This window comes from Actinomadura sediminis (genome assembly GCF_042675525.1).
GTDB lineage: Bacteria > Actinomycetota > Actinomycetes > Streptosporangiales > Streptosporangiaceae > Spirillospora > Spirillospora sediminis.
This window is the reverse complement of the sequence record NZ_JBHTJA010000070.1, coordinates 1-20,273: the sequence shown is the minus strand read 5'-3', so window position 1 is coordinate 20,273 and position 20,273 is coordinate 1. Positions and strand designations below refer to the sequence as shown.

The window sequence follows — 20,273 nt, the reverse complement described above, 5'->3', positions numbered from 1 at the left end:
GCGGGAGCGCTACAGCGCTCCCGCTCCTTTTCACAAAGGGCGACCAAAGGTGCTCGACGACTTCATCAATCAATTTTGGCCGTCGACCATCGACGGGCTGTCGCTGGGGGCGATCTATGCTCTCCTGGCGCTCGGCTACACGATGGTCTACGGCGTGCTCCGGCTGATCAACTTTGCTCATGCCGACATCTTCATGGCGGGGACGTTCGCGGCCCTGTGGACGGTGCGGGGGCTCGGCGTCTCGGACCTGAACGGGATCGCGCTGATCGGCGTGGTGGCACTGTGCGCGGTGGTGGCCGGTGCGGTGGCCGGCGGCGGCGCGATGCTGCTGGAGGTGGTGGCGTACCGGCCGTTGCGTAAACGGGGGGCGTCGCGGCTGGCGGCGTTGATCTCCGCGATCGGCGCGTCGATCTTCATCCAGCAGTTGTTCGCGACGGTGCTGGTGCCGTTGATCTTCGGGACCTCGAAGGAGGGCGGCAAGCTTCCGGTCAGCGAGCATTTCCGGGAGATGACGACGGTGATCTCGATCGGTCCCGTCGAGATCACGAACGTGGCGCTGATCATCTTCTTCGGCGCGGTGCTGATGATGGTGGCGCTGGATCAGTTCGTGAACCGGACGCGGCTGGGGCGGGGGATCCGTTCGACGGCGCAGGATCCGGAGACCGCGGTGCTGATGGGCGTGAACATCGACCGGGTGGTGTCGGTGACGTTCGTGGTGGGCGGCGTGATGGCGGGCGTGGCGGCCGCGTTGTACTTCCTGCGGTTCGAGCAGACGGAGTACTTCGTGGGCTTCCTGCTGGGCATCAAGGCGTTCACGGCGGCGGTTCTCGGTGGTATCGGGAACATCCGGGGCGCGCTGGTCGGCGGGTTCGTGCTGGGGTTGCTGGAGATGTACGGCTCGAGCATCTTCGGTTCGGAGTGGCGGGACGTGGTGGCGTTCACGCTGCTGATCCTGATTCTGATGTTCCGTCCCACCGGCATTCTCGGTGAGTCTCTGCAGCGGGCGCGCGCATGAACATGACGAAGAAGCTTCCCTCGAAGAGCATCGGCGGCGGCCTGTCCCTGGATCCGCTGCGCGACTGGTGGGCGGGTGCCGCCGGGTGGCAGCGCTGGGGCGTGTACGTCCTGCTGATCGTCGGCGCGATCTTGTTGCCGCATCAGGCGATCGGCAGTTTCATGGCGCCGAGCGGTGCGGACTGGGCGTCGATGCTCAGCGACCAGATCGCGATCTACGTGCTGCTGGCGATCGGCCTGAACGTCGTGGTCGGCATGGCGGGTCTGCTGGACCTGGGGTATGTGGCGTTCTACGCGGTCGGCGGGTACACCATCGCGATCTTCGCGGTGAAGTACGACTGGAGTTTCTGGGAGACCCTGGCGCTGGCGATCGTGTTCGCGGGGGCGTCGGGGATCATTCTCGGGGCGCCGACGCTGCGGCTGCGGGGCGACTACCTGGCGATCGTGACGCTGGGGTTCGGTGAGATCGTCAAGCGGACGGCGAACAACAGCGATTACGTGAACGGTCCTCGCGGCGTGCAGGGGATCCCGCATCCTCCGACGTTGTCGGAGTGGGAGATCTTCGGCGTGCAGCCGTTCACTTACGGGATCTTGGACTCGCGGCCGTACTACTACATGCTCGTGTTCTTCATCGTCCTGGCGATCATCTTCGTCAGGCGGCTGGAGAAGTCGCGGGTCGGCCGGGCGTGGACGTCGATCCGGGAGGACGAGGACGCGGCCGAGCTGATGGGCGTGCCGACGTTCCGCTTCAAGCTGGCGGCGTTCGTGATCGGTGCGGCGATCGGCGGCAGCGGCGGCGTGGTGTTCGCGGCGAAGCAGACGTCGATCCTGCCGACGAACTTCGAGTTCATGGTGTCGGCGCTGGTGCTGGCGGCGGTGGTCCTGGGCGGTTCGGGCAGTATCCCGGGCGCGATGCTGGGGGCGTTCATGGTGGCGTGGCTGCCGGAGCGGTTCCGGTTCCTGGAGGACTACCGGATGCTGATCTTCGGTGCCGTCCTGGTGCTCATGATGATCTTCCGGCCGGAGGGGCTGTGGCCGTCCCGGCAGCGGAAGGCGGAGCTGGCCGAAGGCGGTGGCGGCATGGGCCATATGGGCGCCGAGGTCGGCGAGGAGCAGGCCGGGGCCGCGGCGGAGGTGAGCAAGTGATGGGCGCGGACACGGGTTCGGCGTTGCTGAGGCTGCAGGACGTCGTCATGCGGTTCGGTGGCGTCGTGGCCTTGAACAAGGTCGACATCGAGATCCGCAAGGGCGAGATCTTCGCGCTCATCGGGCCGAACGGTGCGGGCAAGACGACGGTGTTCAACGTGACCACCGGCGTGTACCGGCCGTCCGAGGGCGCGGTGGTGTTCGACGGGAAGCGGATCGACGGCAAGAAGCGGTTCACGGTGACGAAGCTGGGCGTGGCGCGCACGTTCCAGAACGTCCGGCTGTTCCACAACATGACGGCCGTGGAGAACGTCCTGGTCGGCACGGACGCGCATCACCGGACGGGTTTCGTCGGTGCGGCGCTCGGGTTGCCGTGGCATCGCCGTGAGGAGCGGCAGGGCCGGGTGCGGGCCGCCGAGCTGCTGGAGCTGGTGGGGATCTCGCACCGGGCCGGGGAGCTGGCGAAGAACCTGCCGTACGGCGACCAGCGGCGGTTGGAGATCGCGCGGGCGCTGGCGACGGAGCCGAAGCTGCTCCTGCTGGACGAGCCGGCCGCCGGGATGAACCCGGCGGAGAAGGTGGCGCTGCAGGAGCTGATCCGCAAGATCCGCGACACCGGGGTCACCGTGCTGCTGATCGAGCACGACATGGGTCTGGTGATGGGGATCAGCGACCGGGTGGCGGTGCTGGACTTCGGTCAGAAGATCGCGGACGGGCTGCCGGCCGAGGTGCAGAACGACCCGCGGGTCATTGAGGCGTATCTGGGGGCTCCGGCCGATGCTTCTTGAGATCGATGACATCCACGTCCACTACGGGAAGATCGCGGCGCTGAAGGGCATCAGCGTGTCGGTCGACCAGGGTGAGATCGTCACGCTGATCGGCGCGAACGGCGCGGGCAAGACCACGACGCTGAAGACGGTGTCGGGGCTGCGGGATCCGTCGTCGGGCGCGATCCGGTTCGACGGGACCGACATCAGCAGGATGCCGGGCCACAAGCGGGTGCTGGTGGGCATCGGGCAGGCGCCGGAGGGCCGGGGGATCTTCCCCGGCATGACGGTGGAGGAGAACCTGCTGATGGGCGCGTACGCCCGCAGGGACGACCCGTCGAAGGAGCTGAAGGAGGCCTACGAGCTGTTCCCCCGGCTGGCGGAGCGCAAGTCGCAGGTGGGCGGCACGATGTCGGGCGGCGAGCAGCAGATGCTGGCGATCGGCCGGGCGCTGATGGCGAAGCCCAAGGTGCTGCTGCTGGACGAGCCGTCGATGGGGCTCGCGCCGATGCTGGTGCAGCAGATCTTCTCGATCATCGAGGAGATCAACCGGCGGGGCACCACGGTGCTGCTGGTGGAGCAGAACGCCCAGCAGGCGCTGCAGATCGCGCACCGCGCGTACGTCCTGGAGACGGGGCGGGTCGTGAAGACGGCCGCGGCGGCGGATCTGCTGGACGACCCGCAGGTCCGTGCGGCGTACCTGGGCGGTGACCTGGGCGAGGCGGCACCGGCCGGCGGCGTGGACGCGCCGGCGGAGCCCGGGGCGGCGGGGGGCGCGGACGCGTCCGCCGAGTCGCCCGCCGAGAAGGGGTCTGCCGGGAAGGGCTCGGCCGAGAAGGATCCGGTCGAGAAGCCCGAGGACTGACCGGCCGCGGGACGCCCGCCGGGACCGGACGAGCCGGTCCCGGCGGGCGTTCGCGTGCCCGCGTGTCGCGTCCGGCGCGCGTGCGCCCGTCCGGACGGACGTTGACCCGGGATCGCCTTTGGGGCCGTACGGGCCTTCCCCGGCGCGTACGTTGTCTACTCGGCGATCCCGGGCCGTTCCGAGCCACGGTACAGAGGTGCGGCGTCCCGCCGCAAAGGTCCGGTGAAAAGGTCCGGTGAAGAGGGTCCGGCGAAGAACGCGGGCGTCCGGGTCAGGAGCCGGGGGCGTCGCGCAGCATGCAGGTCAGGCGTGCCGTGCAGACGCGGCGGTCCTGCTCGTCGGTGATGACGATGTCGTAGGTGGCGAGGGTGCGGCCGCCGTGGGCGCGGGTCGCGACGCCGGTGACGTGCCCGTCGGTCGCGGACCGGTGGTGGGTGGCGTTGATCTCGATGCCGACGGCGATGCGGCCGGGGCCGGCGTGGATGGCGGAGCCGACGGAGCCGATGGACTCGGCGAGGACGCAGGAGGCGCCGCCGTGCAGGAGGCCGTAGGGCTGGGTGTTGCCCTTCACGGGCATGCGGGCGACGACGCGTTCGGCCGTCGCCTCGATGTACTCGATGCCCATCTGGGTGGCGAGATCGTTCTGGGCGTCGAGCGCGCCGTGGGGGTCGAGGCCGGCAAGCTGCGTCAACTCGGAGAGGATCTTGGCCTCGCCGGAGGGGGGCACGCCGGGGGTGTCAGTCACTTACGCCTCCACAAAACTGTCGTACGCGCAGACTAGAGTCCTGCTGTGGCGATGACAGCAGCGACCCCTGACAAGCGTGAACGGCTCCTCCTGCTCGACGGGCACTCCCTGGCCTACCGGGCGTTCTTCGCGTTGCCGGTGGAGAACTTCTCCACCACCGACGGGCAGCCGACGAACGCGGTGTACGGCTTCACCTCGATGCTCATCAACGTCCTGCGGGACGAGCAGCCCACCCACATCGCGGTGGCGTTCGACCGGTCGGAGCCGACGTTCCGGCACGAGCAGTACGTGGAGTACAAGGCGGGCCGGCAGAAGACGCCGGACGAGTTCCGCAGCCAGGTGAGCCTGATCTTCGAGGTGCTGGACGCGCTGCGGATCCCGCGCATGTCGGTGGCGGGGTTCGAGGCCGACGACATCATCGCCACCCTGTCGGTGCAGGCGTCCGAGGCCGGGATGGAGACGCTGGTCGTCACCGGCGACCGGGACGCGTTCCAGTTGGTGAACGAGCGCGTCACCGTCCTGTACCCGGTGAAGGGCGTGTCGGAGCTCGCCCGGATGGACCCGGCGGCCGTGGAGGCCAAGTACGGGGTGCCGCCGGAGCGGTACCGGGAGCTGGCCGCGCTGGTGGGGGAGAGCAGCGACAACCTGCCGGGCGTGCCGGGCGTCGGCCCGAAGACGGCCGCGAAGTGGCTCGCGAAGTACGGCGACCTCGACACGCTGGTGAACCGGGTCGACGAGATCAAGGGCAAGGCCGGCGACAACCTCCGCGAGCACCTGTCCGGAGTGATCCGCAACCATCAGATCAACCGGCTCGACACGCGGGTCGGGCTGGAGCTGACGCCGCCGCAGCTGTCGATGGGCCAGTGGGACCGCGAGGAGATCCACACCCTGTTCGACTCGCTGCAGTTCCGGGTGCTGCGGGAACGGCTGTACTCCACGCTGCAGGCCGCCGAGCCGGAGGCCGACGAGGGCTTCGACGTCCGGCTCGACGCGCCGGAGCCGGGCGGGCTGGGCGCCTGGCTGGACGCGAACGCCGCCGGGCGGCTCGGGGTCGCCGTCACCGGATCGTGGGGCCGCGGCACCGGCGAGATCACCGCGATCGCCCTCGCGTCCAAGGACGGCCCGGCCGTCCACCTCGACCCGGCGGAGCTGATCGAGGACGACGAGCGCGCCCTCGCCGGCTACCTCGGCGACGCCGCCCGCCCGAAGGCGATGCACGAGGCGAAGGGCCCGATGCTGGCGCTGGCGGCGCGCGGCATCGCCCTGGAGGGCCTCACCAGCGACACCGCCCTCGCCGCGTACCTGGCGCTGCCCGGGCAGCGCACGTTCGACCTGGCCGATCTCGCCCTGCGCTACCTGCACCGGGAGCTGCGCGGCGAGGCCGAGGACTCGGGGCAGCTCACCCTGGACGGGTCCGGCGAGGAGGAGGCCGCGGAGGCGCTCGCCGTCCGGGCCCGCGCCGTCGCCGAGCTCGCCGACGTCCTGGACGCCGACCTGGAGAAGCGCGGCGCGACGCGGCTGCTGCACGAGGTCGAGCTTCCGCTCGTCGGTGTCCTCGCCGGGATGGAGCGGGCGGGCATCGCCGTGGACGCCGACCACCTCGCGGGCCTGTCGGCGACGCTGGGCGGCCAGGTCAAGCAGCAGGAGCAGGACGCGCACAACGCCGTGGGCCGGGAGTTCAACCTGGGCTCCCCGAAGCAGGTGCAGCAGGTGCTGTTCGACGAGCTGAACCTGCCGAAGACCAAGCGCACCAAGACCGGGTACACCACCGATTCCGAGGCGCTCAGCAACCTGCTGGAGAAGGAGGGGCACCCGGTCCTGGAGCACATCCTGCGGTGGCGGGAGGTGGCGAAGCTGAAGAGCATCGTCGACTCCCTCATCCCGATGGCCGATGACGCGGGCCGCATCCACACGACGTTCAACCAGATGGTCGCCGCGACCGGGCGGCTGTCGTCCACCGACCCGAACCTGCAGAACATCCCGATCCGCACCGAGGAGGGGCGCCGGATCCGCGAGGCGTTCGTCGTCGGCGACGGGTACGAGACGCTGCTGACCGCCGACTACTCGCAGATCGAGCTGCGGATCATGGCGCACCTGTCGGAGGACGAGGCGCTGCTGGAGGCGTTCGGGTCCGGGGCCGACTTCCACACGATCACCGCGTCCCGCGTGTTCGGGCTGCCGCCCGAGCAGATCGACTCCGAACTGCGCGCCCGCATCAAGGCGATGAACTACGGCCTCGCCTACGGGCTGTCCGCGTACGGGCTCTCGCAGCAGCTCCGCATCGCCCCCGACGAGGCGCGCGGCCTGATGGAGGAGTACTTCGAGCAGTTCGGCGGCGTCCGCGACTACCTGCGCGACGTGGTGGCCCGCGCCCGCCGCGACGGCTACACCGAGACGATCCTGGGCCGCCGCCGCTACCTGCCGGACCTGAACTCCGACAACCGGCAGCGCCGCGAGATGGCCGAGCGGATGGCCCTGAACGCCCCGATCCAGGGTTCGGCCGCCGACATCGTCAAGGTCGCGAGCCTCAACGTCGACCGCGCCCTGCGCGGCGACGGCCTGGCCTCCCGCGTCCTGTTGCAGGTCCACGACGAGCTCGTGCTCGAGGTCGCGCCCGGCGAGCTCGACCGCGTCAAGGAGCTCGTCGGGGAGCAGATGGCGGGCGCCTACGAGCTGCGCGCGCCGCTGGAGGTGTCCATGGGCACCGGACGCACCTGGCAGGACGCCGCCCACTGACCCTGGGGACCGTGCACGCCGCCATGGGCGGCCGCGAACCCGCGGAGATCGTCGGGGAGTTCGTCGGGGAGTTCGTCGAGGCGCTGGGGGAGGGCGCGCGGCCGAGCCGGCGCGGGTGCGGGTCGCCCGCTGACCCGCCCGCTGGTCGTGCCCGCTGAGCCGCCCCCGGTCCCGTCCCGGACGCCGGACGCGCCGCACCGCCGCGCGCGTCCGGCGTTCCCGTTCCCGGGGTGCCGGGGACGTCCCGGTATCTCCGCCGCCGGCGGGCCGGACGCGCAGGTCGGAGCGGGTTCAGGGGTACCCCGGTGATCGACACGGGTCGGCGGGTTGATCTTATGGGAGACGTCGCCGCGCGGAGCGCAAGGCGCGGGCGGCGGCGTGTCCGGGACGTCGGGAGACTTACCCGCGGGTTCCGGAATTGGCGGGATGAGGGCCGGGGTGCGGGTGCTCCGTGGGGATCGTGCGGGTACGAGATGTGGTGTCCGTAGATCGTCCAGGGGTTCTACGCTGTCCCCCTGGTCCTGTTCGGGTCGACCGGCGGGGGGAACATGCCGCTCCTTCACAAGTTCGCAGGAGTCGTGGTCGTCTGCGCCGTCGTCCTCGGGCTGATACTGCCCGGAGCGCGGCGGGACGACGGTGGGGACGCGGCCGAGGCCGGAAGGGCCGGGGCGGCGTCGGAGGCGAAACCGGTCGACGCGGAGCACGCCGCGCGGCCGGGCGCCGGGGCGACGGCCGTGCCGGCGCCGGGCGGTGCGAGCGGCGCGCCGAGCGCGTCGGGGACGGCGCCGATGCGGGCGGCGGCGCCCGCCGCCGCGGCGGCGAAGGCCAACGAGCTGGGACAGGTGCCGGTGCTGATGTACCACCGGATCCTGGCCGAGGCCGAGCAGTCGCTGGACCGCTCGACCAAGGAGCTGTACGACGAGCTGACGCGGCTCGCCAAGGGCGGGTACACGCCGATCACCGCGACCGAGCTGGCGAGCGGGCGGATCGACGTGCCGGCCGGCCGGCATCCGGTCGTCCTGACGTTCGACGACAGCACGCCGGGGCACTTCGCGCTCGACGCGCACGGCCGCCCGAAGGCGGACACGGCCGTCGGCATCATCCAGCGGGTCGCGCAGGAGAACCCCGGGTTCCGGGCCACCGCCACCTTCTACCTGAACAAGGACATGTTCGGCCTGAAGGCCGCCGAGGCGTCGACGGCGCTGCAGTGGCTGCGGCAGCACGGGTACGACCTCGGCAACCACACCTCCTCGCACCCCAACCTCGGCGGCCTGTCCGCCGCCGAGGTCCGCAAGGAGATCGGCGGGCTGGAGGACGAGGTCGTCAAGCTCACCGGCGCGCACACCGGGACGCTCGCCTACCCGTTCGGGGTCGCGCCCGAGAAGGAGGAGTGGGCGCGCGAGGAGCGGGGCCGCTACGCGTTCCAGGGCATGTTCCTGGCGGGGTGGCGGCCCGCGCCGTCGCCCTTCGGCGAGGACTTCGACCGCTGGGCGATCCCGCGGGTGCGGTCGGAAGGCAAGATCAAGGAGAACGACTGCGAGAAGTACTGCTCGACCGCGTGGCTGGAGTACCTCGACCGGCATCCGCAGGAGCGGTACACCTCCGACGGGGACCCGGGCACGGTGACGATCCCGCGCGGCCTGCAGGACTCGCTCGCCCCGCAGTACCGCGGATATGCGCGGGTCTACTGATCCGGACGGGCGCGGGGGCGACGGGGGCCGGATTGACCCGGGGGGTTCCGGTCCCATATCCTGATCGCTGCGCTGTGGGCTTGCGCGTGCTTCGGACGGAGCAGGCTCGCGCTCGGTCAGGTCGGCGACAACGGTTCGGTTCAGGCGCGGGGCGACCCGCGTTCCTTTCCGGTCTTCGGCAGGGCAGACCAACGGCCCGCCGCGCAACAACCCATACGACTTCCATGTCCGTACCGGAGCCAGCCGACACATGACGAGCAGCACCGAGGCCACCTCGACCACCCCGCAGGTAGCGGTCAACGACATCGGGTCCGAGGAAGCCTTCCTCGCGGCGATCGACGAGACCATCAAGTACTTCAACGACGGCGACATTGTCGAAGGCACTGTCGTCAAGGTCGATCGTGACGAGGTCCTCCTCGACATCGGCTACAAGACCGAGGGCGTCATCCCGTCCCGGGAGCTTTCGATCAAGCACGACGTCGACCCCAACGAGGTCGTCGCCGTCGGCGATCACGTCGAGGCCCTCGTCCTCCAGAAGGAGGACAAGGAAGGTCGGCTGATCCTGTCCAAGAAGCGCGCCCAGTACGAGCGCGCCTGGGGCACGATCGAGAAGATCAAGGACGAGGACGGCATCGTCACCGGTACCGTCATCGAGGTCGTCAAGGGCGGCCTGATCCTCGACATCGGGCTGCGCGGCTTCCTGCCCGCCTCGCTCGTCGAGATGCGCCGCGTCCGCGACCTGCAGCCCTACGTCGGCCGCGAGCTCGAGGCCAAGATCATCGAGCTGGACAAGAACCGCAACAACGTGGTCCTGTCCCGCCGCGCCTGGCTGGAGCAGACGCAGAGCGAGGTCCGCCAGACCTTCCTCAACACCCTGCAGAAGGGCCAGGTCCGCAAGGGCGTCGTCTCGTCGATCGTCAACTTCGGCGCGTTCGTCGACCTCGGCGGCGTCGACGGCCTGGTGCACGTCTCAGAGCTGTCCTGGAAGCACATCGACCACCCGTCCGAGGTCGTCGAGGTCGGCCAGGAGGTCACGGTCGAGGTCCTGGACGTCGACATGGAGCGCGAGCGCGTCTCCCTGTCGCTCAAGGCCACGCAGGAAGACCCGTGGCAGCAGTTCGCCCGCACCCACCAGATCGGCCAGGTCGTGCCGGGCCGCGTCACCAAGCTGGTGCCGTTCGGCGCGTTCGTCCGGGTCGAGGAGGGCATCGAGGGCCTGGTCCACATCTCCGAGCTGGCCGAGCGCCACGTGGAGATCCCCGAGCAGGTCGTCCAGGTCGGCGACGAGATCTTCGTGAAGATCATCGACATCGACCTCGACCGGCGCCGCATCAGCCTGTCGCTCAAGCAGGCCAACGAGGGCGCCGCCGGGATGGACGAAGAGGACTTCGACCCCACCCTGTACGGGATGCCGGCCGAGTACGACGAGCAGGGCAACTACAAGTACCCCGAGGGCTTCGACGCCGAGACGGGCGAGTGGCTGCCGGGCTTCGACGAGCAGCGCGAGACCTGGGAGCGGCAGTACGCCGAGGCCCGCGCCCGGTTCGACGCCCACCGCCGGCAGATCGAGGAGGCCCGCAAGGCCGAGGCGGAGGCCGACACGGCGCCCGCCCCGAGCCCGGGCGGCGGCGAGACCTCCTACTCCGGCGGCGGCGGGGAGAGCGAGAGCGCCGGTGGCGCCCTGGCCACCGACGAGGCGCTCGCCGCGCTGCGGGAGAAGCTCTCCGGCGGGCAGTGACGCCGCGTCGGCCGCGGGCCGACTCCACCGGCGGCCGGCCCCACCCGGCCGGCCACCGGTGACGGCTGCCGCGCATACCGGACGCGTACGGGCGCGCGGCCGCCGATGACCCTATGATCACGGCCGGGGGCCGATCTTCACGGATCGGCCCCCGGCCGTGATCTCGTTGCCCCGACCCCTCAGACACGCTCGTCCCCCTGGAGCACTCGAACAAGTGGCCAGCACAGAGGCAGAATCCAAGACGGGCGGCCCGGCGGTGCCCGGCCCGTCGATCGTCCCGCCCGGCCCGGCCCGGCTCGCGCTGATCGCGATCACGGTGGCGGTGCTGGCGCAGACCCTGCGCTTCTCGCTCCCGCAGCTCGACAACTTCGCCGACAGCGCCGGCCTGGGTGTCGCCGGCGCCGCGGTGCTGCTCGTCTACCTGGCCGGGTTCGCCGCGCCGCTGATCCGCCGCGCCGCCGGGCCGCGCGGCCTGCTGCTCACCGGAGTGGGCGGGCTGCTCGCCGTCCGGTTCCTGGCGCAGCTCATCGACCCGCGCACCTGGCTGGTGTTCATCGGCGCCGCGATCGGCATGATCGCGGTGGCGGCGCTCTACGAGGGCGCCCGCGGCCTGTCCGGGGTCGGGTTCGCGACCGCGACCGTCGCCGGGCTGTCGGCCGACGCGGCCGTCCGGATGTGCTTCGCCACCTGGGACCCGGTGTGGCGGTCCGGGATCGGCCCCTGGATCGCGTGCCTGGCGTTCGTCGGGCTCGGCGCCGCGGCCCTCTACCGGGAACTGCGGTCGGGGCCGGTGACGGCGCCCGGCATCTCCTGGCGGGACGCCATGGGCGCCGCGGCGTTCGGGCCGTTCCTCGCGCTGCAGGTGCTCGTGCTGTCCAGCCCCGCGTTCGTCGCCTCCTCCGGCTGGCGGTCCCTGACGGCGGCGCACGTCACGATCGTCGCCGGGCAGGGGCTCGCGCTGGCGTTCCTCGCGTCCGGCCTCGCGGTGCGGGCCGTGCCGGGCGGCGTGTGCGTGCTCGGCGGGACGGTGCTGGGCATCGGCGCGGGCGCGGTCGCCGGCACGTACGCGATCTCCGGGATCGAGATCGTCCCGATCGTGATCCTCGGGCAGGTGCTGTCGGCGTGGCTGCTGGCCGTCGCGTGCCGGGCGCCGCTGCGCCGCGCCGGGACGGGCGGCTCGGTGCTGCGGATCGACGTCGCCGCGGCCCTCGGCGGCTTCCTCATCGCGGTGACCCTGGTCCCGTACCAGGTCAGCGCGCTGTTGCCGATGCCGTTCCCGAACAACCTGCTGCCGGGTGTCGCGGGGATCGCGCTGGGCGCGCTCGCGGCGATCACCGCCGCCCGCGGCGGCCCGCTGCCCGCGCGCGCCCCGCTGCGCGCGCTCACCGCCGGGGCCGCGTCCCTCACGCTGCTGGTCGGCACGCTCGTCTTCACGGTGGCCGTGCCGGACGGGACGGCGCAGGCGGCGCCCGGCGAGGACCGGGTCAGGATCATGAGCTACAACGTCCACGACGCGGTCAACCAGGACGGGCAGCTCGACCCCGAGGGCATCGCCCGCACCATCGAGCGGCAGAAGCCGCAGGTGGTGCTGCTGCAGGAGGCCGGGCGGGGGTCGCTGCTGTCCGGCACCGCCGACGTCGGGGTGTGGCTGTCGCGGCGGCTCGGCATGAAGCTGATCTGGGGGCCGGCCGCCGACGGCCAGTTCGGCAACGCGATCCTCACGTCGCTGCCGGTCGTCAGCTCCGGGACCGCCCGCATGCCGAAGGGCGACTGGTCGCAGATCCGCGGGTACGTGTGGGCCCGGCTCGGCGTCGGCGACACCACGATCGACGTGTGGTCCACGCACCTGGAGGGCGGCGAGGCCCACGGCGACGAACGCGCCCGGCAGATCGCCGCGCTGCTGCGCGCCTGGGGCGGCGCCCCCCGCACGGTGATCGGCGGCGACTTCAACACCGGTCCCGGCAGCCCCGAGCTGGCCAGGATGACGCGCGGCACCGACCTGCGCACCGCCGTGATCGGCGCCGACCCGGCCCCGACCACCCCGGACGGTGAGCGGCACGACTGGATCTTCGGCTCGGACGGGATCCTGTTCTCCGACTACGACGTGCCGAGGTCCGACGCGTCCGACCACTACCCGGTGGCGGTGACCGTCCGGATCCAGCGGTAGCGGCGGGGTCGGGCCGCTAGGGTCGTGCGCATGAGCGACGCGACGGCCGACATCGTGCGGGCCGGCCCCCCGGACGCCGGGGAGATCCTGACCGTCCAGCGGGCCGCGTACCTGACCGAGGCGCAACTGTACGGCGACCCGTTCATCCCGCCGCTCGTGGAATCGCTCGACCAGGTCCGCGCGGCCCTGCGGGACGCCGGCGGGTTCGCGCTGAAGGCGGTGCTGGACGGACGTCTCGCCGGTGCCGTCCGCGTCCGGTTCAACGACCGGACGTGCCTGATCGGGCGGCTCGTCGTGGCGCCCGACCTGCAGGGCCGCGGGATCGGGGGGCGGCTGCTGCGGGCGGTCGAGGACGCCGCGGCCGGCCGGGCCGACGCGTGCGCGCTGTTCACCGGCCACCTCAGCGACGGGAACCTGCGGCTGTACCGGCGGGCCGGCTACCGGGAGACGCGCCGGGAGCGGGTCGCCGCGCACCTCACGCACGTCCACATGCGCAAACCCCTCGGCGCCGCGACCGCCGAACCCTCTGAGGCCTCTGAAGCCGCCGGGACCGCCGGGACGGCCGAGCCCGCCGGGGCCTAGGGTTCGTCCCATGCTGAAAGTGGGACTCACCGGCGGAATCGGGTCGGGCAAGAGCGAGGTGTCGGCGCGGCTGAGCGGCCACGGCGCGGTGGTGATCGACGCCGACCGGATCGCGCGGGAGGTCGTGGAGCCCGGCACCCCCGGCCTGGCCGCGGTCGTCCGCGAGTTCGGCGACGGGGTGCTGCTGCCGTCCGGCGAACTCGACCGCGCGAAGGTCGGCTCGATCGTGTTCAACGACGCCGACCGCCTCGCCGCCCTCAACGCGATCGTCCACCCGCTGGTGGGGGAGCGGATGCAGGAGCTGATGGACGCCGCCCCGCGCGACGCCGTCGTCGTCTACGACGTCCCGCTGCTGGTCGAGAACGGGCTCGCGGGGATGTACGACGTCGTCGTGGTCGTCGACGCCCCCGAGGAGGCGCAGCTCGACCGGCTGACGTCCCGCCGCGGCATGACCGAGGCCGACGCCCGCGCCCGCATGGCGAACCAGGCGTCGCGGGACGAGCGCCGCGCCGTCGCCGACCACGTCATCGACAACTCGGGCGATCTCGGCACGCTGCACGCGCAGGTCGACGCCCTCTGGGAGACCCTCGCCGCCCGCGCCGCCGGGGGCTGACCCGGCCGCCGCGGCCTGCGGCCCGGGCGGCGTTCGCCCACGGTGCGCGTCCCTGTGAGAGCAGCCTGTCAGGGCAGGCCGGGGCGGATTTCGCGCAGGCCGGGAGGGATGTCGCCTTTGTCACGGGCGGCCGCCCTCCGCTATAGGCTCGACGCTATGCACCCCGGGGGATGGTGGCGGACGGCGTGGGCGACGCGTCGTTCGCGTGCGCTCGACGTCGTCATCGCGGTGTCGGTGGCGGCGGCCGACGCCGTGCTCCTCTGGTTCACGCCGCAGCAGGACTTCTGGCTCCCGCCGTGGGCGGTGTCGGCGGCGAGCGCCGTCGTCGGGCTGGCGCTGATCGTCCGGCGGCTGCACCCGGTCGGGCTCGCGGTGTTCGTGGTGGCGTTCGGCACGGCGACCGGGGCCGGCGCGATCGGCTTCCTCGTCATGCTGTACTCGCTGGCCGCGTACGCGATCTCCCGGCGGACGGTCGTGTCGATCGCGGTCGTGGGGTACGTGCTGTCCGTCGTGTTCCCCGCCCCGGCGAGCGGGAACGACTCCATCGGCGTCCGCGCGATCTACGCGGTCGCGTTCATCGCCGTCCCGGTGCTGCTCGGTCTCTACATGGGCGCGCGCAAGCAGTTGCTCGCGTCGCTGCAGGAGCGGGCGGCCCGGCTGGAGCGGGAACGTCACCTCCTCGCAGAGCGCGCGCGGGGCGAGGAACGCACCCGCATCGCGCGAGAGATGCACGACGTCGTGGCCAACCGCATCAGCGTCATGGTGGTGCACGCGGGGGCGCTGCGGGCGATCGCCGCGCGCGACCCCGGGCGCGCCGCCGAGACCGCCACCGTGATCGGGGACATGGGGCGGCAGGCGCTGGACGAGCTCCGGCACGTCATCGGGGTCCTGCGGCAGGGCGAGGAGGTCCTCCCGCAGGAGAACACGACCTTGGAGCACGTCCGGGACCTGGTGGGGCAGTCGGGGGCCGCGGGCCTGCGGGTGGACCTGACGGTGCGGGGCGAGGAACGGCCGATGCCGCCCGCCGTGGGGCGCACGGTGTACCGGCTCGTCCAGGAGGCGCTGACGAACGTCCACAAGCACGCGGGCGCCGCCGACACCCGGGTGGAGCTCGTCCTGCAGCCCGAGGCCGTCGAGGTGGAGGTCGTCAACGGCGTGCCGGTGGCGGGGCCCGAGCACGCGCTGCCGAGCGGCGGGAACGGCCTGGTGGGGATGCGCGAGCGCGTCACGGCCCTCGGCGGCGGGTTCGAGGCCGGGCCGCTGGACGGCGGCTGGGCGGTCCGCGCGCGGCTGCCGCTGCCCGCTTCCTAGAAGCCGCGTCCGGGGGCCGCGTCCCGGAAGCCGCGTCCCGGAAACGGTGTGCGTCCCGCGGCGCCGTCGTTCGGATGCCGGAATGTCGGCCCCCCTGAATACAGTGGGGAAGAGACCAGGGGAGGGACGAATGCGGCCAGTCACCGATCTGCGGCGCCGTGTGGCGCCGTTCGAGGTCGTCACGGAGATGACGCCGTCGGGCGATCAGCCGCAGGCGATCGCCGAACTCGCCGCACGCGTCGACCGCGGCGACAAGGACGCGGTGCTGCTCGGCGCGACCGGTACCGGCAAGACCGCCACGATCGCGTGGCTGATCGAGAAGCTCCAGCGGCCGGTGCTCGTCATGCAGCCGAACAAGACCCTCGCCGCGCAGTTCGCCAACGAGCTGCGCGAGATGCTGCCCGGCAACGCCGTCGAGTACTTCGTGTCGTATTACGACTACTACCAGCCCGAGGCGTACATCCCGCAGACCGACACCTACATCGAGAAGGACTCCTCGATCAACGACGAGGTCGACCGGCTGCGGCACTCGGCGACGAACTCGCTGCTGACGCGGCGCGACACCGTCGTCGTCGCGTCCGTGTCGTGCATCTACGGCCTCGGCACCCCGCAGGAGTACGTCGACCGGATGGTGCGGCTGCACGTCGGGCAGGAGATCGACCGGGACGAGCTGCTGCGCAGGCTCGTGGAGATGCAGTACTCGCGCAACGATCTCGCGTTCACCCGGGGCACGTTCCGGGTGCGGGGCGACACCATCGAGATCATCCCGCAGTACGAGGAGCTCGCCGTCCGGATCGAGATGTTCGGCGACGAGATCGAGAAGCTCGCCACCCTGCATCCGCTGACCGGCGAGGTGATCACCGAGGACGAGGAACTGTACGTCTTCCCCGCCTCCCACTACGTCGCCGGCCCGGAGCGGATGGAGCGGGCGATCCGCGACATCGAGGCCGAGCTCGAGACGACCCTCGCCGAGATGGAGCGGCAGGGCAAGATGCTCGAGGCGCAGCGGCTGCGGATGCGCACCACCTACGACATCGAGATGATGCGGCAGGTCGGCACCTGCTCCGGCATCGAGAACTACTCCCGGCACATCGACGGCCGCGGCGCCGGGACGGCGCCCAACACCCTCCTCGACTACTTCCCGGAGGACTTCCTGCTCGTCATCGACGAGTCGCACCAGACCGTCCCGCAGATCGGCGCGATGTACGAGGGCGACGCGTCCCGCAAGCGGATGCTGGTCGAGCACGGGTTCCGGCTCCCGTCCGCGATGGACAACCGCCCGCTGAAGTGGGAGGAGTTCCTCGAGCGGATCGGGCAGACGGTGTACCTGTCGGCGACGCCCGGCCCGTACGAGATGGGCCGCGTGGGAGGCGACGTCGTCGAGCAGGTGATCCGTCCCACCGGGCTGATCGACCCCGAGATCGTCGTGAAGCCGACCAAGGGGCAGATCGACGACCTCGTCCACGAGATCCGGGAGCGGACCGAACGCGACGAGCGCGTGCTGGTCACCACGCTCACCAAGAAGATGGCCGAGGACCTCACCGACTACCTGCTCGAACTCGGCATCCAGGTCCGGTACCTGCACAGCGAGGTCGACACGCTGCGGCGCATCGAGCTGCTCCGCGAGCTGCGCGCCGGAGAGTTCGACGTGCTGGTCGGCATCAACCTGCTCCGCGAGGGCCTCGACCTGCCGGAGGTGTCGCTCGTCGCGATCCTGGACGCCGACAAGGAGGGGTTCCTCCGCTCGGAGACCTCCCTCATCCAGACGATCGGCCGCGCGGCGCGGAACGTGTCCGGGCAGGTCCACATGTACGCCGACACCGTCACCCCGTCGATGGAGCGGGCGATCGACGAGACCAACCGGCGGCGCGCCAAGCAGCAGGCGTACAACACCGAGCACGGCATCGAGCCGCGGGCGCTGCGCAAGCGGATCGCCGACATCCTCGACTCCCTCGCCCGCGAGGACGCCGACACCGAGACGCTGATCGGCGGCGCGGGCCGGCAGCAGTCCCGCGGCAAGGCCCCCGTCCCCGGCCTGGCGTCCCGCACCGCGGAGGTCGGCAGGCACGCCGCCGACCTGGTGGGCGAGCGTCCCCGCGAGGAGTTGGAGGGCCTCATCGAGCAGATGACCGAGCAGATGCACCAGGCCGCCGCCGACCTGCAGTTCGAGCTCGCCGCCCGGCTCCGCGACGAGATCAAGGAGCTCAAGCGGGAACTGCGCGAGATGAAGGAGGCCGGCGTCAGCTGACCACCGGGCGGGCCCGCACACCGCGGGCCCGCCCGGCGCGCGTCACATGTGGGTGCCGCCGTCGATGCGCAGCTCGGTGCCGGTGACGAACGCGCCGTCGTCGGACGCCAGCATCGCGACCACGCCCGCGACCGTCTCCGGGCCCGCGAAGCCCTTGCCGATGGCCGGCGCCAGCTTCACGAACAGGCTCATGTCGGCGTCCTCGGGCAGGCCGGGGCCGCGCCCGGTCGTCATGCCGCTGCTGATCGAGCCCGGCGCCACCGCGACGGCGCGCAGCCCCTGCTTGGCGTACTCGCTCGCCAGCACGTGGGTGAACGACTGGATGCCGCCCTTGGACGCCGCGTACGCCGCCATGTACGGGTGCGCGAAGCTCGCGGACGTCGAGCTGAAGTTCACCACCACGCCCCGGCCGGACTCCAGCAGCGCGGGCAGCGCCTCCCGCGTCACCAGGAACGTCCCTGTGAGGTTCACCCGCAGGACCGTGTTCCAGAACTCCAGCGTCGTCTCGTGCGTGTGGGCCGAGCGCAGGATCCCGGCGGCGTTGACGAGCGCGTCCAGCCCGCCCAGCTCCCGCACGGCGGTCCCGACGCCCGCCCGGACGGCGTCCTCGTCCGCGACGTCCATGATCGCCGTCGTCAGCCGGTCCGCGTGCCCGGCCGAACCGGCGCGCTTCGCCGTCTCGGCGAGCCCTTCCCCGTTCACGTCGAACGCCGCGACGCGCCCGCCCTCGGCGAGGATCCGCTGCACCGTCGCCTGGCCGATGCCCGAACCCGCACCCGTGATGATCACCCGGCGGCCGTCGAACCGCTCCATGTCGTCCTCCCTCTGCATGGAATGTCTACATGGCACAACGTGCCACACGGCGGCTTTATGCCTAAAGTGGGGGCGTGAACCTGACCGAGCGTCGCAAGGCCGCCACCGAGCTGGAGATCGCGCGCGCCGCCGCGTCCCTGTTCGCCGAACGCGGCTCGGCCGGGACGACGGTCGAGGCCATCGCCGACCGCGCCGGCCTCTCACTGCGCACCTTCTACCGCTACTTCCCGACGAAGCAGGACGCCGTCGCGCCGCTGCTGTCGATCGGCGCGCAGCGCTGGCTGGACCTGCTCGCGGCGACGCCCCGCGACGTCCCCGCCGTCCGCGCCCTCGAAGGCGCCGCCGAACGCGCGCTCACCGCGGCCGACGCCACGGCCGCCGAGTCCTACGGCTGGACGCGCGGGCTGCTCCGCGCCGCCGACGGGGACCCGGCGCTCCGCGCGGTGTGGCTCCGCGTGAACGACGAGTCCGAGCGGCGCCTCGTCCGGATCCTCGCCGACCGCGCGACCGGCGCCGACCCCCTCGAGGCCCGCGTCGCCGCCGCGGCCGCGACCGCCGCCATCCGTATCGCGGTCGAGACATGGGCCCGCGGCGACACGCCCCCCACCGGCCCCGGATCCCCCGCCGACCTGGGCGTCCGCTGCATGCGCGAACTCACCGCCGGTCTCCGCCCCGCCGCCCCGTCCTAGACGACGCCGACCGCGGGCACGCGACGCGAACCCGGTGCCGTGCGTGGGGCGAGGCCGGTGCCGTGTGCCGGGGTGAGCCCGGTGCCGCGCGCGGAGGTGAGGCCGGTACCGTGTGCCGGGGTGAGCCCGGTGCCGCGCGCGGAGGTGAGGCCGGTACCGTGCGCCGAGGTGAGGCCGGTGCCGCGTGCCGGGGCGAGGCCGGTGCCGTGCGCGGAGGCCGGTGCCGTGCGCCGAGGTGAGGCCGGTGCCGCGTGCGAAGCGAGGCCGGTGCCGTGTGCCGGGGTGAGGCCGGTGCCGTGTGCGAAGTGAGCCCGAGGCCGCGCGCGGAGTGAGCCTGGTGCCGTGCGCGCGAAGCGGGGCGCGTGCCGCGTGCTGTTCGCCGGGCCGTTCGAGCCGCCGGTGGGGGTGCGCCGTGCGGGGGGCGCGGTCGGGCGCGGCACGCACCGGCCGGATGGTGGGGCACCGATCGGGCCTCTGGCCAGGCTTATCGGGTCGCCTCACGTCCCGTGGCTGCACATGGATGGCTCCCGGCCGGATCGGCAGATCCCGTTGAAGGCACGAGGCCGGTCAGGTGCCGGGCCAGCCCCCGCCGGGAGACGCCCACCTGCATCATCACCGTCCGGCGGGGGCGAAGGCCATGACCGTGCGGTCTTCGACGGGGCGGTAGCCGAGCCGCCGGTAGATGGCGTTGCTCGTCGGGTTGGCGAGGTCGGTGAACAGGACGACTTCGCGCGCGCCGGCGTCGAGGGCTGAACGGGTCACGGCGGCGGTGACGGCGGCACCGTAGCCGTTGCGGCGGTGCTCCGGCGGCGTGTAGACGGGCGCGACGCGGGCCATCCCGGCGACGATCCGGGTGCGCGCGGCCATCGACACCGGCGTCCCGTCGCGTTCCCACAGGGCGAGGCCGCGGGTGGCGATGCGGTCGTCGAGGGCGGCGAGGTTCGCGGGACCGTGCTCCTCGTCCTCCTCGCTGAACGCGGTGAACCACGCGGCGGCGACGTCGCGGTCCGCGGCGGTCGCGATCCGGGCCGCGCCGGGCGGCGCCGGGTCGGGGGCGGCGAGCGTGCCGAGCCGGTAGGCGCGCTGGAGCTCGGCGACGCGGGCGGCGCCGCCCGGCCGGGGACGCCAGGCGTCCGTGAACGCCTCGG

At 72.2% G+C, this 20,273-nt stretch carries 17 protein-coding genes; 14 read left to right on the top strand and 3 right to left on the bottom strand.

Going from position 1 to position 20,273, the window contains the following annotated elements:
• The first annotated feature begins 49 nt into the window (after positions 1-49).
• The 4 genes from ACFQ11_RS26760 to ACFQ11_RS26745 are packed head-to-tail and all read left to right on the top strand — an operon-like array spanning position 50 to position 3,792.
• On the top strand, positions 50-1,015 hold the full coding sequence (locus ACFQ11_RS26760) for a branched-chain amino acid ABC transporter permease (protein WP_378303429.1): 966 nt from the start codon (positions 50-52) through the stop codon (positions 1,013-1,015).
• Positions 1,012-2,160 carry a branched-chain amino acid ABC transporter permease gene (locus tag ACFQ11_RS26755; protein ID WP_378303427.1) on the top strand — a complete coding sequence of 383 codons (1,149 nt, stop codon included), beginning with the start codon at positions 1,012-1,014 and terminating at the stop codon, positions 2,158-2,160. The genes ACFQ11_RS26760 and ACFQ11_RS26755 overlap by 4 nt, the downstream gene beginning before the upstream one ends.
• Positions 2,160-2,948 (top strand): ABC transporter ATP-binding protein, encoded by a 789-nt coding sequence (locus ACFQ11_RS26750; RefSeq protein WP_378303425.1) that lies wholly within the window; start codon positions 2,160-2,162, stop codon positions 2,946-2,948. Before ACFQ11_RS26755 ends, ACFQ11_RS26750 begins: the two co-directional genes overlap by 1 nt.
• Complete coding sequence (locus ACFQ11_RS26745) at positions 2,938-3,792, top strand: ABC transporter ATP-binding protein (protein ID WP_449193606.1); 855 nt, start codon at positions 2,938-2,940, stop codon at positions 3,790-3,792. Before ACFQ11_RS26750 ends, ACFQ11_RS26745 begins: the two co-directional genes overlap by 11 nt.
• Before the next feature lie 271 nt (positions 3,793-4,063).
• On the opposite strand, the gene ACFQ11_RS26740 is transcribed toward ACFQ11_RS26745, so the two are convergent.
• A complete protein-coding gene (locus ACFQ11_RS26740) occupies positions 4,064-4,417 on the bottom strand; it encodes a PaaI family thioesterase (protein ID WP_378303453.1) in 354 nt (117 codons plus the stop codon).
• A gap of 165 nt (positions 4,418-4,582) precedes the next feature.
• On the opposite strand from ACFQ11_RS26740, the gene polA reads away from it, so the two are divergent.
• The 9 genes from polA to uvrB all read left to right on the top strand — a co-directional run bounded on the left by polA (position 4,583) and on the right by uvrB (position 17,623).
• A complete protein-coding gene (gene polA / locus ACFQ11_RS26735; protein ID WP_378303423.1) occupies positions 4,583-7,273 on the top strand; it encodes a DNA polymerase I in 2,691 nt (896 codons plus the stop codon).
• An 11-nt stretch (positions 7,274-7,284) separates the two neighbouring features.
• Positions 7,285-7,431, top strand: coding sequence for a hypothetical protein (locus tag ACFQ11_RS26730; RefSeq protein WP_378303421.1), 147 nt, complete (start codon positions 7,285-7,287; stop codon positions 7,429-7,431).
• 390 nt (positions 7,432-7,821) lie between these two features.
• Positions 7,822-8,964, top strand: coding sequence for a polysaccharide deacetylase family protein (locus ACFQ11_RS26725; RefSeq protein WP_378303419.1), 1,143 nt, complete (start codon positions 7,822-7,824; stop codon positions 8,962-8,964).
• 250 nt (positions 8,965-9,214) lie between these two features.
• Positions 9,215-10,702, top strand: a complete 1,488-nt coding sequence (gene rpsA / locus ACFQ11_RS26720) for a 30S ribosomal protein S1 (protein WP_378303417.1) — start codon at positions 9,215-9,217, stop codon at positions 10,700-10,702.
• Positions 10,703-10,916: 214 nt separating this feature from the next.
• Positions 10,917-12,869 (top strand): endonuclease/exonuclease/phosphatase family protein, encoded by a 1,953-nt coding sequence (locus tag ACFQ11_RS26715; protein ID WP_378303415.1) that lies wholly within the window; start codon positions 10,917-10,919, stop codon positions 12,867-12,869.
• Between the two features lie 30 nt (positions 12,870-12,899).
• On the top strand, positions 12,900-13,451 hold the full coding sequence (locus ACFQ11_RS26710) for a GNAT family N-acetyltransferase (protein WP_378303413.1): 552 nt from the start codon (positions 12,900-12,902) through the stop codon (positions 13,449-13,451).
• A gap of 10 nt (positions 13,452-13,461) precedes the next feature.
• Positions 13,462-14,064: a dephospho-CoA kinase gene (gene coaE, locus ACFQ11_RS26705; protein ID WP_378303411.1), complete on the top strand. Its 603-nt coding sequence runs from the start codon at positions 13,462-13,464 to the stop codon at positions 14,062-14,064.
• Between the two features lie 156 nt (positions 14,065-14,220).
• Entirely contained in the window at positions 14,221-15,375 is a 1,155-nt protein-coding gene (locus ACFQ11_RS26700; protein ID WP_378303410.1) for a sensor histidine kinase, read from the top strand.
• 130 nt (positions 15,376-15,505) lie between these two features.
• Positions 15,506-17,623 (top strand): excinuclease ABC subunit UvrB, encoded by a 2,118-nt coding sequence (gene uvrB, locus ACFQ11_RS26695; protein WP_378303407.1) that lies wholly within the window; start codon positions 15,506-15,508, stop codon positions 17,621-17,623.
• A gap of 42 nt (positions 17,624-17,665) precedes the next feature.
• Here uvrB and ACFQ11_RS26690 read toward each other — a convergent pair whose 3' ends face one another.
• A complete protein-coding gene (locus tag ACFQ11_RS26690) occupies positions 17,666-18,454 on the bottom strand; it encodes an SDR family NAD(P)-dependent oxidoreductase (RefSeq protein WP_378303405.1) in 789 nt (262 codons plus the stop codon).
• Positions 18,455-18,510: 56 nt separating this feature from the next.
• Here ACFQ11_RS26690 and ACFQ11_RS26685 point away from each other — a divergent pair, with 56 nt between their 5' ends.
• Positions 18,511-19,125 carry a TetR/AcrR family transcriptional regulator gene (locus ACFQ11_RS26685; protein WP_378303402.1) on the top strand — a complete coding sequence of 205 codons (615 nt, stop codon included), beginning with the start codon at positions 18,511-18,513 and terminating at the stop codon, positions 19,123-19,125.
• A 612-nt stretch (positions 19,126-19,737) separates the two neighbouring features.
• Here ACFQ11_RS26685 and ACFQ11_RS26680 read toward each other — a convergent pair.
• Positions 19,738-20,273, bottom strand: a 536-nt coding sequence (locus tag ACFQ11_RS26680) for a GNAT family N-acetyltransferase (protein ID WP_378303400.1), incomplete at its 5' end; no start/stop codon positions are given.

What these genes read in the sequence shown, in the direction of transcription:
- ACFQ11_RS26755 (WP_378303427.1), top strand. Translation starts at nt 1,012, where the DNA reads ATGAACATGACGAAGAAGCTTCCCTCGAAGAGCATCGGCGGCGGCCTG.
- ACFQ11_RS26750 (WP_378303425.1), top strand. Translation starts at nt 2,160, where the DNA reads ATGGGCGCGGACACGGGTTCGGCGTTGCTGAGGCTGCAGGACGTCGTC.
- ACFQ11_RS26745 (WP_449193606.1), top strand. Translation starts at nt 2,938, where the DNA reads ATGCTTCTTGAGATCGATGACATCCACGTCCACTACGGGAAGATCGCG.
- ACFQ11_RS26740 (WP_378303453.1), bottom strand. Translation starts at nt 4,417, where the DNA reads ATGGGCATCGAGTACATCGAGGCGACGGCCGAACGCGTCGTCGCCCGC.
- ACFQ11_RS26725 (WP_378303419.1), top strand. Translation starts at nt 7,822, where the DNA reads ATGCCGCTCCTTCACAAGTTCGCAGGAGTCGTGGTCGTCTGCGCCGTC.
- rpsA (WP_378303417.1), top strand. Translation starts at nt 9,215, where the DNA reads ATGACGAGCAGCACCGAGGCCACCTCGACCACCCCGCAGGTAGCGGTC.
- ACFQ11_RS26710 (WP_378303413.1), top strand. Translation starts at nt 12,900, where the DNA reads ATGAGCGACGCGACGGCCGACATCGTGCGGGCCGGCCCCCCGGACGCC.
- coaE (WP_378303411.1), top strand. Translation starts at nt 13,462, where the DNA reads ATGCTGAAAGTGGGACTCACCGGCGGAATCGGGTCGGGCAAGAGCGAG.
- ACFQ11_RS26700 (WP_378303410.1), top strand. Translation starts at nt 14,221, where the DNA reads ATGCACCCCGGGGGATGGTGGCGGACGGCGTGGGCGACGCGTCGTTCG.
- uvrB (WP_378303407.1), top strand. Translation starts at nt 15,506, where the DNA reads ATGCGGCCAGTCACCGATCTGCGGCGCCGTGTGGCGCCGTTCGAGGTC.
- ACFQ11_RS26690 (WP_378303405.1), bottom strand. Translation starts at nt 18,454, where the DNA reads ATGCAGAGGGAGGACGACATGGAGCGGTTCGACGGCCGCCGGGTGATC.